Source organism: Ramlibacter rhizophilus, from assembly GCF_004681965.1.
Classification (GTDB): Bacteria; Pseudomonadota; Gammaproteobacteria; order Burkholderiales; family Burkholderiaceae_C; genus Ramlibacter; species Ramlibacter rhizophilus.
Genome location: NZ_SMLL01000005.1, coordinates 89,429 through 103,223, shown reverse-complemented (window position 1 = coordinate 103,223; position 13,795 = coordinate 89,429). Strand labels below are relative to the sequence as shown.

At 69.8% G+C, this 13,795-nt stretch carries 14 protein-coding genes; 9 read left to right on the top strand and 5 right to left on the bottom strand.

The window, feature by feature from the left end; translation table 11 throughout:
- Positions 1–186 precede the first annotated feature (186 nt).
- Entirely contained in the window at positions 187–738 is a 552-nt protein-coding gene (locus EZ242_RS13375; RefSeq protein ID WP_135285677.1) for a phasin family protein, read from the bottom strand.
- A 185-nt stretch (positions 739–923) separates the two neighbouring features.
- Here EZ242_RS13375 and EZ242_RS13370 point away from each other — a divergent pair, with 185 nt between their 5' ends.
- From EZ242_RS13370 to EZ242_RS13340, 7 genes are all read left to right on the top strand, one after another.
- On the top strand, positions 924–1,853 hold the full coding sequence (locus EZ242_RS13370) for a histone deacetylase family protein (RefSeq protein ID WP_135285676.1): 930 nt from the start codon (positions 924–926) through the stop codon (positions 1,851–1,853).
- A complete protein-coding gene (locus EZ242_RS13365) occupies positions 1,850–2,296 on the top strand; it encodes an acyl-CoA thioesterase (protein WP_135285675.1) in 447 nt (148 codons plus the stop codon). The genes EZ242_RS13370 and EZ242_RS13365 overlap by 4 nt, the downstream gene beginning before the upstream one ends.
- Positions 2,293–3,018: a nitroreductase gene (locus tag EZ242_RS13360; protein WP_135285674.1), complete on the top strand. Its 726-nt coding sequence runs from the start codon at positions 2,293–2,295 to the stop codon at positions 3,016–3,018. Before EZ242_RS13365 ends, EZ242_RS13360 begins: the two co-directional genes overlap by 4 nt.
- 22 nt (positions 3,019–3,040) lie before the next feature.
- Positions 3,041–4,030, top strand: a complete 990-nt coding sequence (locus EZ242_RS13355) for a 2-hydroxyacid dehydrogenase (RefSeq protein ID WP_135285673.1) — start codon at positions 3,041–3,043, stop codon at positions 4,028–4,030.
- A gap of 17 nt (positions 4,031–4,047) precedes the next feature.
- Positions 4,048–5,391 (top strand): DNA recombination protein RmuC, encoded by a 1,344-nt coding sequence (locus tag EZ242_RS13350; RefSeq protein WP_205960664.1) that lies wholly within the window; start codon positions 4,048–4,050, stop codon positions 5,389–5,391.
- A 64-nt stretch (positions 5,392–5,455) separates the two neighbouring features.
- A complete protein-coding gene (locus EZ242_RS13345; protein WP_240787105.1) occupies positions 5,456–6,562 on the top strand; it encodes an MFS transporter in 1,107 nt (368 codons plus the stop codon).
- A gap of 87 nt (positions 6,563–6,649) precedes the next feature.
- Positions 6,650–7,537, top strand: coding sequence for a c-type cytochrome (locus tag EZ242_RS13340; RefSeq protein WP_135285671.1), 888 nt, complete (start codon positions 6,650–6,652; stop codon positions 7,535–7,537).
- A 14-nt stretch (positions 7,538–7,551) separates the two neighbouring features.
- On the opposite strand, the gene EZ242_RS13335 is transcribed toward EZ242_RS13340, so the two are convergent.
- From EZ242_RS13335 to earP, 4 genes are all read right to left on the bottom strand, one after another.
- Entirely contained in the window at positions 7,552–8,415 is an 864-nt protein-coding gene (locus EZ242_RS13335; RefSeq protein ID WP_135285670.1) for an LOG family protein, read from the bottom strand.
- A 56-nt stretch (positions 8,416–8,471) separates the two neighbouring features.
- Positions 8,472–9,281: a heme-dependent oxidative N-demethylase subunit alpha family protein gene (locus EZ242_RS13330; RefSeq protein WP_135285669.1), complete on the bottom strand. Its 810-nt coding sequence runs from the start codon at positions 9,279–9,281 to the stop codon at positions 8,472–8,474.
- A 55-nt stretch (positions 9,282–9,336) separates the two neighbouring features.
- Positions 9,337–9,891 (bottom strand): elongation factor P, encoded by a 555-nt coding sequence (efp, locus tag EZ242_RS13325; protein WP_135285668.1) that lies wholly within the window; start codon positions 9,889–9,891, stop codon positions 9,337–9,339.
- A 115-nt stretch (positions 9,892–10,006) separates the two neighbouring features.
- On the bottom strand, positions 10,007–11,182 hold the full coding sequence (earP, locus tag EZ242_RS13320; RefSeq protein ID WP_240787082.1) for an elongation factor P maturation arginine rhamnosyltransferase EarP: 1,176 nt from the start codon (positions 11,180–11,182) through the stop codon (positions 10,007–10,009).
- On the opposite strand from earP, the gene uvrC reads away from it, so the two are divergent.
- Both uvrC and pgsA read left to right on the top strand, forming a co-directional pair.
- Positions 11,168–13,186 (top strand): excinuclease ABC subunit UvrC, encoded by a 2,019-nt coding sequence (uvrC, locus tag EZ242_RS13315; RefSeq protein WP_135285667.1) that lies wholly within the window; start codon positions 11,168–11,170, stop codon positions 13,184–13,186. The genes earP and uvrC overlap by 15 nt on opposite strands.
- A gap of 39 nt (positions 13,187–13,225) precedes the next feature.
- The gene (gene pgsA / locus EZ242_RS13310) at positions 13,226–13,792 is read left to right on the top strand and encodes a CDP-diacylglycerol--glycerol-3-phosphate 3-phosphatidyltransferase (RefSeq protein WP_135285666.1); all 567 of its coding nucleotides are present in this window, start codon (positions 13,226–13,228) and stop codon (positions 13,790–13,792) included.
- Positions 13,793–13,795: the final 3 nt, after the last annotated feature.

Genomic DNA, 13,795 nt, shown 5'->3' with positions numbered 1-13,795 from the left:
AAAAGCCCCAGACTTTTGGGGCTGGGGGCGCAATAAAAAAGCCCCAGTCCTGTAAGACTGGGGCTAAGGATCCCTGAACCGCTACGGTGTCGAAAGGACCCGAGGAGACAACCTGAAGAACCCTGCCTGAAAGCTACAGGCGAGCGGTTCGTAACGAGGGCTCCGGATGAGTTCCTGCGAAGGAACTCAGCGCTTGGCGCGGGTGGTGGTGGTCGTCTTGGCGGCGTTCACGGCCGTGTTGGCGACGGCGTTGAAGTTCGCTTCCGCGACGTCGCTGGCCTGCTTGACGGCTTTCTGCACCGACTCCAGGGCATTGCTGCCGGCGGCGACGGCGCTCTTGAACACGGCCACGGCGGTTTCGCTGCCGGCAGGAGCGTTCTTGGCGGCGTTGTCCACCACGGCCAGGAACTTCTTCTGCGCGTCGGCGGCCTGGGCTTCGAAGGTCTTGCCGAACTCGGCGCCGGCGCCGGAGGCGATCTCGTACAGGTGGCGGCTGTAGGACGCGGTCTTCTCGGCCAGGGGCTGGAACATGGCGGCTTGCAGGGCCAGCAGTTCCTGCGCGTCCTTGGCGCTCAGCAGGGCCTGGGTCGTGCCAGCGGCTTCGGCGATGGCGGCCTTGGAGGCGGTCATGTTCAGTTCGACCAGCTTCTCGACGCCCTCGAAGGCTTTGGCGGTCAGGCCGAACAGGGTTTCGACGTTGGCTTTTTGGGAGGCCAGGATTTGCTCTGCGGTCAGCATGGGATAACTCTCCAGTCAGGTGTGAATCGGGGTGTACGCTGCTGGCTGGATGTCATGTTGCGCCGCAGCATGGTTCGAATTTTAAGGACGTCTGAGACGATTGCAAGCTTTTTTTGCTGCGATGCACAAAAAAGACGGCGAGGCTCATCCTTAGCTTGGGCTCCGGAGCCTTCCACAATGCCGGGATGCAGGTGTTTTTCGCCACCCAGTTCGTGCTGAGCCTGCCCGCCGGGCACCGCTTCCCCATGGCCAAGTACCAGCTGCTGCGCGATGCACTGGCCGCCCACGTTCCCGAGGTACGGCTGGAGCAGGCGCTCCCCGCGAGCGACGGCGAGCTGGCGCTCGCGCACACGCCGGCCTACATCCGCGCCATCGCCCAGGGCACCGTCGCGCCGCAGGTGCTGCGTGAGATCGGGTTCCCCTGGAGCGAAGCCATGGCCGAGCGGGCGCGCCGTTCGGTCGGTGCCACCGTCTCGGCGTGCCGCGTGGCCTTGAAGGAGGGTGTTGCCGCCAATATCGCCGGCGGAACCCACCACGCGCAGGCGGACCGGGGAGGGGGCTTTTGCGTGTTCAACGACGCCGCCGTCGCCGCGCGCCTCATGCAGGCCGAGGCGGGGCGGGCGCGCCGCAGCCCACTGCGGGTCGCGGTCGTGGACCTGGACGTCCACCAGGGCAACGGCACGGCCAGCATCTTCCGCAGCGACGACTCGGTGTTCACGTTCTCGATGCACGGGCAGAAGAACTTTCCCTTCCGCAAGGAGCCCGGCGACCTGGACATCGACCTGCCCGATGGTTGCGGGGACGAGGACTACCTCGTCGCGCTCGACCGCGGCCTCGAGGAACTGGAGGCCCGCTTCACGCCCCAGCTCCTCATCTACCTGGCCGGTGCCGACCCGCACGAGGGTGACCGGCTCGGGCGGCTGAAGCTCACCTGGGACGGCCTGGAGGCCCGGGACCGTCGCGTCTTCGAATGGGCCTGGCAGCGCCGCCTGCCGCTGGCCTTCGCCATGGCGGGTGGCTACGGGCACCGCATCGAGGACACGGTGCGGGCGCAGCTGAACACCTTCCGCGTGGCCGTGCAGTACTGGCGACGCTGGCAGAATCTCGCGCGATGAGTCCGACGGCCCCACCGCGAATCCAAGCCGAGCCCCGCGAGGCCTTCCGCGTCTTCCGTCCCATCGGCACCCGCTGGTCCGACAACGACGTGTACGGACACGTCAACAACGTCGTCTACTACAGCTGGTTCGACACCGCCGTGAATGCCTACCTGATCGAGCAGGGCGCGCTCGACATCCACGGGGGCGAGACCATCGGCCTGGTGATCGAGACCCAGTGCAACTACTTCGCGCCGCTCGCCTTCCCGCAGGCGGTCGAGGCCGCGCTGCGGGTCGCGCGCGTCGGCGGCAGCAGCGTGCGCTACGAAGTCGGCCTGTTCGCCGCCGGCGAGCCGCTCACCGCGGCCCGCGGCCATTTCATCCACGTGTATGTGGACCGGCGCAGCCGCCGTCCGGTGCCACTGCCCGCGCGCCTGCGCGACGTCCTGGAGAGCCTTACGTGAGTTCACCCCAAGTCAGCACCCGCATCGAGGACCCGGCCAGCGTCGATGCGGCCATCACCAGCCGCTTTTCCGCGCGCGCCTTCCTGCCGCGGCCGGTGCCGCGCGAGACGATCGAAGGCATCCTCGACGTCGCCCGTCGCGCGCCTTCGGGCACCAACACCCAGCCCTGGAAGGTGTACGTGCTGCAGGGCGCGAGCCGCGACGCGCTGGTGGACAAGGTCTGCGCCGCGCATGACGCGATCTATGCCGACCCTTCGCTCGCCGCCGAGTACCGCGAGGAGTGGGACTACTACCCCGAGCGCTGGGTCTCGCCCTACATCGAGCGGCGGCGCGAGAACGGCTGGGGCCTCTACGGCCTGCTGGGCATCGCGCGGGGCGAGAAGGACCGCATGCACGCGCAGCACCAGCGCAACTACCGCTTCTTCGACGCCCCGGTGGGCTTCATGTTCACCATCGACCGCGTGCTCGGCCGCGGCTCGCTGATGGACTGCGCCATGTTCCTGCAGAACGTCATGGTGGCCGCGCGCGCCCGTGGCCTGCACACCTGCCCGCAGGCGGCGTGGAACGGCTACTGGAAGATCGTGCTGCCGCACATCGGCGCCGGCGAGGACGAGATGCTGGTCTGCGGCATGTCCCTGGGCTGGGCCGACGAATCGGCGCCCGTCAACGGCTTCCATACGCCGCGCGAGCCCGTCCAGAGCTTCACGCGCTGGCTCGACTGAACCTTTTCCGCGAAAGCACTCCATGACCGCCAAGCCCTCCGTCCTCGTCGCCCGCGCCATCTTCCCCGAGGTCATCGCCCACCTCGAGCAGCACTTCGAGGTCACGCACAACCAGGCCGACGAGGCCTGGTCGCGCGAGCAGCTCATCGCCCGCCTGCAAGGCAAGCAGGGCGTGTTCACTACGGGGGGCGAACGCATCGACGCCGAGCTCCTCGCGGCCTGCCCCGAACTGCGCATCTGCGCCAACATGGCCGTGGGCTTCAACAACTTCGACCTCAAGGCCATGACGGCCGCCGGCGTGCTGGGCACCAACGCGCCCGACGTGCTGACCGAGACCACGGCGGACTTCGGATTCGCCCTCCTCATGGCCACCGCGCGCCGCGTGACCGAGAGCGAGCATTTCCTGCGCGCCGGCCGCTGGGGCAAGTGGAGCTACGACCTTTTCGCCGGGCAGGACGTGCACGGCAGCACCCTGGGCATCCTGGGCATGGGGCGCATCGGCCAGGGCATCGCCAGGCGCGGCGCGCACGGCTTCGGCATGAAGGTCATCTACCACAACCGCAGCCGCCTCACGCCCGAGCTGGAATCGGCCTGCAAGGCGCGCTACGTGGGCAAGGAGGAACTGCTGCGCGAAGCGGACCACCTCGTGCTCGTGCTGCCCTACACGCCCCAGTCGCACCACGCCATCGGTGCGGCCGAGATCGCGCTCATGAAGCCCACGGCCACGCTGGTCAACATCGCGCGCGGCGGCATCGTGGACGACGCGGCGCTGGCCCAGGCGCTGCGCGAGCGACGCATCGCCGCGGCCGGCCTGGACGTCTTCGAGGGCGAGCCCAAGGTGCACCCCGAGCTGCTCACCGTGCCCAACGTGGTCCTGACGCCGCATATCGCCAGTGCCACCGTGCCCACGCGGCGCGCCATGGCGCAGCTGGCTGCCGACAACCTGGTCGGCTTTCTCGTCAACGGCAAGCCGCTCACGCCGCTCAATCCCGAGGTGCTGGAGTCCGCTTGAACCTCGACCTGAGCCAGATACCGCCCCAATGGATCGCCGCCGGCTTCGGCCTGCTCAATCTCCTCCTGCTGATCGTGCTGCTCGCGCGGCGTGCGCCCTCGCAGGAGCCGCTGCGCACCGAGCTGCTCGCGGCCGGTGAGCGGCTCGAGCGCGAGCTGCGGCGCGAGGTGCAGGAGAGCTCGCGCGGCTCGCGCCAGGAGCTGGGCCACCACCTGGCCGACCTGCAGCAGGTGCTGGTCGCGCAGGCCGCCGAGGCCACGCGCACGCAGAATGCGCAGATCGACGCCTTCGGCCAGCAGCTCGCCTTGCTGCAAAAAGGCCTGGGCGACACCCTGCACACCCAGCTGCAGGCGCTGGGCGCCTCCAACGACCGGCGCCTGTCGGAGGTCCGCGGCACGCTGGAGACCCAGCTGGCGGCGCTGCAGCAAGGCAATGCCGCCAAGCTGGAGGAGATGCGCCGCACCGTGGACGAGAAGCTGCAGGCCACCCTGGAGACACGCCTGGGCGAAAGCTTCCGGCAGGTGGCCGAGCGGCTGGAGCAGGTGCACCACGGCCTGGGGCAGATGCAGTCGCTGGCGCAGGGCGTGGGCGACCTCCAGCGCGTGCTGACCAACGTGAAGACGCGCGGCGTCTTCGGCGAGGTGCAGCTGGAGGCACTGCTGGAGCAGGTGCTCACGAACGAGCAGTACGCCCGGCAGGTCGAGACGCGGCCCGGCAGCCGCCAGCGCGTGGACTTCGCGGTGCGGTTTCCCGGGCGCAGCGCCGACGGCGTGCCGGTTTGGTTGCCGATCGACGCCAAGTTCCCGCGCGAGGACTACGAACGCCTGGTCGAGGCCCACGACCGCGCCGATGCCGCCGGCGTGGACAGCGCCGCGCGTGCACTGGAACTTCGCATCCGCCAGGAGGCCCGCTCCATCTGCGAGAACTACCTGTGCCCACCGCAGACCACCGACTTCGCCATCCTGTTCCTGCCGGTGGAAAGCCTGTACGCCGAGGTGCTGCGGCGCCCGGGCCTGGTGGACCACCTGCAGCGCGAGCACCGCGTCACGCTGGCCGGACCGACCACGCTGCTGGCCATGCTGAACGCGCTGCAGATGGGGTTCCGCACGCTCGCCCTGGAGCAGCAGGCTTCAGAGGTATGGAAGGTGCTCGGCGCGGTCAAGACCGAGTTCGAGCGCTACGGCGACTGGGTGGCGCGCATCCGCGAGCAGGTGCACAAGGCCGCCGAAACGCTGGACCGCGCCGATACCCGCACCCGCCAGATGCGCCGTGCCCTCAAGCACGTCGAAGCCCTGCCGGACGCGCAGGCGCAAAGCCTCATTGCCCTGGTCGATGAACCCGGCGACGACACCCCCGCCTGAGGCGGCCGAGGCCGCGCCGCAGGGGGGAGGCGGGCGCGAGCTGGCGCGGCTCATCGCCGGCCAGATGTGCATCCATGCCTGCATGGCCGGGATGCGAATGGCCGCGCCGCTCATGGCGCTGCGCGCCGGCTACAGCGAGATCGCCGTCGGCGTGCTGCTGGCGCTTTTCGCGCTCACCCAGGTCTTCCTGGCCTTGCCGGCCGGGCGCTTTTCGGACCGGCACGGTTTCAAGCGGCCCATCGGCATGGCCATTGCCGCCGCGACTTTCGGTGCCGGTGCCGCCACCGCCTTCCCCGTCTTTCCGGTGCTGTGCCTGGCCGCCATGCTCACCGGAGGCGCCACGGGCGTGGCGGTGATCGCGCTCCAGCGGCATGCCGGCCGGGCCGTGAGCGGCCCGACGCAGTTGCGGCGGGTCTTCTCCTGGCTGGCCATCGGGCCCGCGGTGTCCAATTTCTTCGGCCCCTTCGTTTCCGGACTCCTCATCGACCACGCGGGGTTCCGGGCGGCCTTCTTCACGCTGGCCCTGCTGCCGCTGGCCACGTGGTTCTGGGTGCGACCGGTCAAGGACCTGCCGCCGTTGACGCCGCCTCAGGGAGCGCGCACCGGCGCTGCCTGGGACCTGCTGCGCGAGCCCGATTTCCGCCGCCTCATGGTGGTGAACTGGCTGCTGTCCTCCTGCTGGGACGTGCATACCTTCATCGTTCCCGTGCTGGGGCACGAACGCGGCCTCTCGGCCTCGGTGATCGGCACCCTGCTCGGCAGTTTCGCGCTGGCGGCAACGGCGGTGCGGCTGCTCATTCCGCTGGTCGCGGCGCGGCTGCAGGAGTGGAAGATGATCTTCAGCGCGATGCTCGCCGCCGCCGCGCTGTTCGTGGTCTATCCGCTGCTCGGGTCCGCCTGGGCCATGGGGGCCTGCTCGGTCCTGCTCGGTTTCGCGCTCGGCTCGGTCCAGCCCATGATCATGAGCACGCTCCACCAGATCACGCCGGAGCACCGGCACGGCGAGGCGCTGGGCCTGCGCCTGATGGCGATCAACGGCTCCAGCGTGGTCACGCCCCTGCTGTTCGGCGCCGCCGGCGCGGCCGTGGGCATCGCGGGCGTGTTCTGGTCGGTGGGTGCGGTGGTTGCGGCCGGAAGCCGGCAGGCCTTGCTCCTGAAACCCGGGCGCTGAAGCACGACACCGGGGACCGCCCCTTGGCTGCCGGGCGATCGCCCGCTAGAGTTCGCCTCCGGTCGTCGTCCGGGCGGAGGTCTTGAGATGCGTTTCCTGAAGTACGGGCTCTACGTGGTGCTCGCCCTGGTCCTGCTGGCCGCCGCGGCGGTCTTTGCGGGCCTGCAACTGGGTGAGCGCAAGCTGCAGCGCAAGGTGGACGTGCGGGTGGCGGCGCTCGCCGTGCAACCGGCCAACGTGTCGCTGGAGCGCGGGCAGTATCTCTTCGCCTCCCGCGGCTGCGTGGACTGCCACGGGGCCAATGGCGCCGGCCGCGTGTTCGTGGACGATGGCAAGGGCCTGAAGATCAAGGGGCCCAACATCACCGGCGGCCCGGGCGGCGTGGTCGCGCGCTACAGCGACGATGACTGGACCCGCGCCATCCGCCATGGCGTCGCACCCGGTGGCCGGCCGCTGCTGGTCATGCCCAGCGAGGACTACAACCGCTTCACCGACCGCGACCTCGCCTCGCTGGTCGCCTATGTGCGCTCGCTGCCGCCGGCGCCGGGCGACGGTGCCGTCGTGCAGCTGCCCCTGCCGGCGCGGGTGATGTACGGGCTGGGCCTGATCGAGGACGCAGCGGCCAAGATCGACCATGCCCGGCCGCCGCAGGCCGAGGTCGCCGAAGGCGTGAACCTGCCGCACGGGCAGTACGTGGCCAATATGTGCATCGGCTGCCACGGCGAGCGGCTCACCGGCGGCCGGGTGCCGGGCGGTCCGCCCGACTGGCCGCCCGCGGCCAACCTGCGCCCCGGCGAGGGCTCGGGCATGGGACGCTACGAGCAGCCCGAAGCCTTCCTGGCCATGTTCCGCAGCGGCAAGCGGCCGGATGGTTCGGCGATCCAGGTGATGCCCTTCGAGTCGCTGCGCAACATGAGCGAGACCGACGTGCGGGCGCTGCACCTGTACCTGCGCAGCCTCAAGCCGCAGGGCTGAGGACCTGTGCTGCGCTACAGCTGGTAGAACGAACGAATCACCTCCCAGGCCGCCTGCGGTTCGTCGGCGTACTGGAACAGGGCCAGGTCGTCGGGAGAGATCACCCCTTCCTCGATCAGCGTGTCGAAGCAGATCAGGCGCTTCCAGTAGTCCGAGCCGAAGAGGACGATGGGCACCTGCTTGGACTTGCGGGTCTGCACCAGGGTGATGACCTCGAAGAGCTCGTCCAGCGTGCCGAAGCCGCCGGGAAAGGCCACCAGCGCCTTCGCCCGCATCATGAAGTGCATCTTGCGCAGTGCGAAGTAGTGGAACTTGAAGGACAGGTCCGGCGTCACGTAGGGGTTGGCGGCCTCCTCCATGGGCAGGGCGATGGACAGGCCCACGCTCACGCCCTCGGCCTCATAGGCGCCGCGGTTGGCCGCCTGCATGATGCCCGGGCCGCCGCCGGTGCAGATGAACAGCTTGTCCGCCGCGGGCTTGCCCGCGCTGTAGCGCGCCACCAGCTGGCCGAAGGCACGCGCCTGCTCGTAGTAGCGGGCATTGCGCACCAGGGTGCGGGCGCGGCGGATGGTGGCCTCTTCGCCGCCGGCCTCGGCCGCAGCCAGGAGCGCATCGGCTTCCTCCTGGCTGCGAAAGCGGGCGCTGCCGAACACCACGATGGTGTTCTCGATGCCGTGCTCGATCTGCGTCAGGTCCGGCTTGAGCAGCTCCAGCTGGAAGCGGATGCCGCGCGTCTCGCGGCGAAGCAGGAACTCGGGGTCGGCAAATGCCAGGCGGCTCGCGTCGGGCTGGAGCGGAAGTCCGGCCCCGGCATGGGCATGCAGCGTGGCCCAGGCATCGGCCAGCCTCTGGTCGTGGATGTTTCGGGTGGAAGCCATGCAGGCATTGTGAGGGCATTCACGAGCCCCCCGGGGTCCGGCATGGCCCGTTGGGACTATGCCGACGCGCGCGTGGAAAGCCAGCGCAGCAGCGATGGGCGGGCCGGCGCGAGCCCCTTGTAGGCGGCGACGGCCTCGCTCATGGAGGCGAGGCTGTCATGCAGTCGCCGGGCTTTCCAGGCTTCATCGACCGCTTCGGCCAAGGGCGCGAGCTGCACCCGGATCGTGAACACCGCAAGCCGGCGAGGACCCGGCACCGGGAAGAAGGTCTGCCGCTCGGCACGCAACCAGCAGTGCGCGGCGAGGGCATCGGCATCGGCCACATCGGGCCAGGGCTCGCGCGGATGGCGTCGCGGGTGCTGGTCATGCCGCCCCGACGGGCTCACGGTCCAGACGTGGCGCTCCCAGCGTTCGCCACCGGTGGCCAGCTGCACCAGCGGGGCGGCGGCGGCCAGCAGCAGCGCGTTGTCCGCCACCGGGGCATGCACGGCGGCGAAGGGCTGGCCCAGCTTGTCCTCCGGCGCCCAGTGCGAGGGCGCGCACACGCACAGCCAGGGCAGGGTGCCGGATTCGCCATCGAGCACGGCGAAGTCCTCCTCGAAGGCCAGCTCCAGCGGCGTGCCCTCCTGCGGCGTCCAGGCGATGCCGTTGCTGCGCGCCTGCTGCGCGATCGCGGCCAGCACGGGCCCGGCATCGAAGCCGGGCACGGCCAGCCGGGACCCGCTGCGGTCGAGCACGGCGCGCTTTTCGGCGTACAGCGGATGCACCGGATCGAGCGGCGTGAGCTGGCGTGCGGACGCCGGCAGCCGCGTGAGCCCCGGCCGCATGCGGAAGGGAACGCCGATCAGCTGGAAGTCGAAGTCCATCGCGGAAACGAAAAAGGCTCCCGCAGGAGCCTGTCGGGAGCGGCCGGGGCAGGCCTCAAACGCGGCGGCGGTACTCGCCCGTGCGCGTGTCGATCTCGACCTTGTCACCCTGGGCCACGAAGATCGGCACGCCGATCTCGAAGCCGGTGGCGATCTTGGCGGGCTTGAGGACCTTGCCCGAAGTGTCGCCCTTGACGGCCGGTTCGGTCCAGGTGATTTCGCGCTCCACGCTGGTGGGCAGTTCGACGGAGATGGCCTTGCCTTCGTAGAACACCACTTCGGCGCCCATGCCGTCTTCCAGGTAGTTGAGCGCGTCGCCCATGTTCTCGGCCTCGACCTCGTACTGGTTGTACTCGGTGTCCATCCAGACGTACATCGGGTCGGCGAAGTAGGAGTAGGTGCAATCCTTCTTGTCCAGCACGATCTGGTCCATCTTGTCGTCGGCCTTGAAGACGATCTCGGTGCCCTGGTTGGACAGCAGGCTCTTGAGCTTCATGCGCACCGTGGCCGCGTTGCGGCCGCCCCGGGCGTATTCGGTCTTGAGCACGACCCAGGGGGCGCCGTTTTGCATGATCACGTTGCCGGCGCGGATTTCTTGAGCGATTTTCATAAAGCGTGAGGGCTTGGGTTGGGCCGAGGCACCGGAAAGCTCGGTCGAGCCCTGCCGCGGCGGGATGCGCCGGTGCCTGGCTGTCCTGGCCGGCCCGACGGCAAAGCCCGCGATTTTAGCGCCTTCGCCGCCGCCCGCCCGAAAAGTGCTCCAGTCCACCGCCGCCAGGGACCGCCTCGTCCCGTTCCACGGTCATCAGGGTCGTGACGAGCTCGGGTTGGGCCTGCAGGCGGGCGCGGAAGGCCTCGGCCGCGGCTATCCAATCCCCGGTGTCGCCCGGCCAGTCGGCGCTCAGGCCGTTCCACGCCAGGAAGGCCTGACGCAGCGAGGCCGGCGGTGCCAGGAGGTCGAGGAAGGCGCGCAGCTTGGCCTCGTGGGCCTGGTCCTGCTGCGGATAGATCTGCCACACGAAGGGGCGGCCGGCCCAGATCGCGCGCACCAGCGAGTCCTCCCCGCGCACGAAGTTGAGGTCCGAGGCCCAGAGCAGCTCGTCGTAGCCGGCCTGGCTCAGCAGGGGGAGGAAAGCCAGTCGGGGGTGTGGCCGGGGCAGGGTGGCCAGCGCCCGGCGAACCGCGTCCCCGGCCCGGCCGCTGGTGACGAGCAGGCGCTTCGGAAGCCGCGACTCCCCCAGCTGCCGCAGGAGCGCGCTGAGCGCGGGTGGCTCGTAGCAGAAGAGACTGACCAGCGACTCGGCGGCCAGCGTCTCGGCAGGGATGGGCGCACCCGCCTCGTCCTGCAGCCGGGGCGCGATCTCCCGCAGCCAGGCCGCGCGATCGAAGCGCTGCTGCCGCTGCGCAAGTTCATGCTCGCGGATCAGCCCCCCCGTGCGGGGCGTGAAGCCCGGATAGATGAATCGTTTGACCAGCCCCGCGCCCGGGCCGTGGGCCACCGGCGAGGGCAGGCCGTGGAATCGCTCCACCCAGGTTTCGGCGCTGAGGTACTCCAGGTTGATCCAGGCCGGCTGCCGGCCCTGCGACCGCCAGCGCCGGGCCATCGCGGCGACGAAGGCCTCGTGTGGATCGCAGCCGAAGGCCTCCACCACGACATCGCCGGGCTCGGCGTCGCGGGCGTTCGCGTCCCAGCGCACCACGTCCACGCCATCGCGTCCGCCCGGCGCCATCCACGCCAGCGACGCAGGCTCGTCCACCCACAGGCGCACTTCCTCGCCACGCGCGGCCAGCTCCGCCGACAGGCGCCAGGTGACGCCCAGGTCGCCGTGGTTGTCGATCACTTTGCAGAAGATGTCCCAGCGCATGCGGTCGGGATAATAGGCGCGATGTCCGACGTGCATTCCGAACAACTGCTCGCGCAGGTCGCGGCGCTGCCGCAGCTTCCCGGGGTGTACCGCTATTTCGACGCCCAGGGCGGTGTCCTCTACGTGGGCAAGGCGCGCAACCTGAAGAAGCGCGTCTCCAGCTACTTCCAGAAGAACCACGGCGGCACGCGCATCGGCCACATGGTGGGTCGCATCGCCCGCCTGGAAACCACTGTGGTGCGCTCGGAAGCCGAGGCGCTGCTGCTGGAAAACAACCTGATCAAGGCGCTCGATCCGCGGTTCAACATCCTGTTCCGCGACGACAAGAGCTACCCCTACCTGAAGATCACCGGCGCGGCCGACAAGACCGGCGTGGAGGGCCAGGGCGCGGCCGTGTTCCCGCGGGTGGCCTACTACCGCGGCGCGGTGGACCGCAAGCACCGCTACTTCGGTCCCTATCCGAGCGCCTGGGCGGTCAAGGAATCCATCCAGCTGCTGCAGAAGGTGTTCCGCCTTCGCACCTGCGAGGACACGGTTTTCGCCAACCGCACGCGGCCGTGCCTGCTCTATCAGATCAAGCGCTGCTCGGGCCCGTGCGTGGGCCTGGTCGCGCCGGAGGACTACGGCCGCGACGTCGCGCATGCCGAGGCGTTCCTGCGCGGCGAGACGCAGCAGGTGCTGCAGCAGCTGGAGTCGCGCATGATGACCCACGCCGAGCGGCTGGAGTTCGAGCAGGCGGCGGAGCTGCGCAACCAGATGAGTGCGCTCTCGCGCGTGCTGCACCAGCAGTCGGTGGAGACCGCCTCCGACAAGGACGTGGACATCCTGGCCGTGCGGGTGCAGGGGGGCAAGGCCTGCGTGAACCTGGCCATGGTGCGCGGCGGCCGGCACCTCGGTGACCGGGCCTACTTTCCCACGCACGTGGAAGACGCGGCCGCCATGCAGGAAGCCGAGCAGGCCGAGGAGGGCGAGGGCGCAGGCCTGCTGCGGCCGGTGGAGGTTCAGGTGCTCGAAGCCTTCATCGCCCAGCACTACATCGGCGTGCCCGCGCCCCCGGCGCTCATCACCAGCCATGCCGTCGACCGCGCCCTGATCGCCGCGCTGGGCGAACAGGCCGGCCTTCGCATCAGCGCCGTCCACAACCCGCGCGAGCAGCGCCGCCACTGGCTGGAGATGGCCGAGAAGAATGCGGCCATCCAGCTGGCGCGCCTGCTGGCCGAGGAAGGCTCGCAGCAGGCCCGCACGCGCGCACTGGCCGAGGCGCTGGACCTCGCGCCCGACGACCTGGACGCGCTGCGCATCGAGTGCTTCGACATCTCGCACACGGCGGGCGAGGCGACCCAGGCCTCCTGCGTGGTCTACCAGCAGCACCGCATGCAAAGCGGCGACTACCGCCGCTACAACATCGAGGGCATCACGCCGGGCGACGACTACGCCGCCATGCGCCAGGTGCTCACGCGGCGCTATGGCCGCCTGGCCGAGGTCGGGCGCGACCCGCCCGATGCCGCACCGCCGGTGGAAGCCGCCGCGGAAGGCGAAGCACCGGCGGCCGCGCCGGTGGCCCGCAAGCGCGGCGGCGGGGGTGCCAAGCGCCTGCCGGACCTGGTGCTGGTCGATGGCGGCAAGGGGCAGGTGTCCATGGCGCGCGAGGTCTTCGCCGAGCTCGGGCTGGACCTGGGCGTGATCGTGGGCGTCAAGAAGGGTGAGGGGCGCAAGGTCGGCCTGGAGGAACTCGTGTTCGCCGACGGGCGCGACACCGTGGCGCTGGGCAAGGACTCGGCCGCGCTCATGCTGGTGGCGCAGATCCGCGACGAGGCGCACCGCTTCGCCATCACCGGCATGCGGGCGCGGCGCGCCCGCGTGCGCGTGGGGGGGAGTGCGCTGGAGGAGATTCCCGGCGTGGGCGCCAAGAAGCGCGCCCGCCTGCTGCAGCGTTTCGGCGGCATCCGCGGCGTCGCCGCGGCAGGCGTGGACGACATCGCCACGGTCGAGGGCATTTCGCGCGAGCTGGCCGAGGAGATCTACCGCGCGCTGCACTAGCCGGAAGAGCCATGAGCCGGCCGTGCCAGAATCGCGCCCATGTTTCTTACCGTCCCCACGATCCTGACCTGGACGCGCATCGTGGCGATCCCTCTGATCGTCGGCGTGTTCTACCTGGGGATGGAGCCGCGGCTGCAGAACCTGATTGCCACGGCCATGTTCATCGCCTTCGCGCTGACCGACTGGCTCGACGGCTACCTCGCCCGCCGGCTGAACCAGACCTCGGCCTTCGGCGCCTTCCTGGACCCGGTGGCCGACAAGTTCCTGGTCAGCGCCTCGCTCCTGGTGCTGGTCAACCTGGGCCGCGCCGACGTGTTCGTCGCGCTCATCATCATCGGCCGGGAGATCGCCATCTCGGCGCTGCGCGAATGGATGGCGCAGATCGGCGCCTCGCGCAGCGTGGCCGTGCACATGGTGGGCAAGCTCAAGACCACCGTGCAGATGATCGCCATTCCCTTTCTCCTGTTCGACGGCACCCTGTTCGGGGTGGTGGACACCGGCCTCTGGGGCGCCTGGCTGATCTGGCTGTCGGCCATCCTCACGGTGTGGTCCATGGCCTATTACCTGCAGAAGGCGCTGCCCGAGATCCGCAAGCGGGTGCCCTGAAGA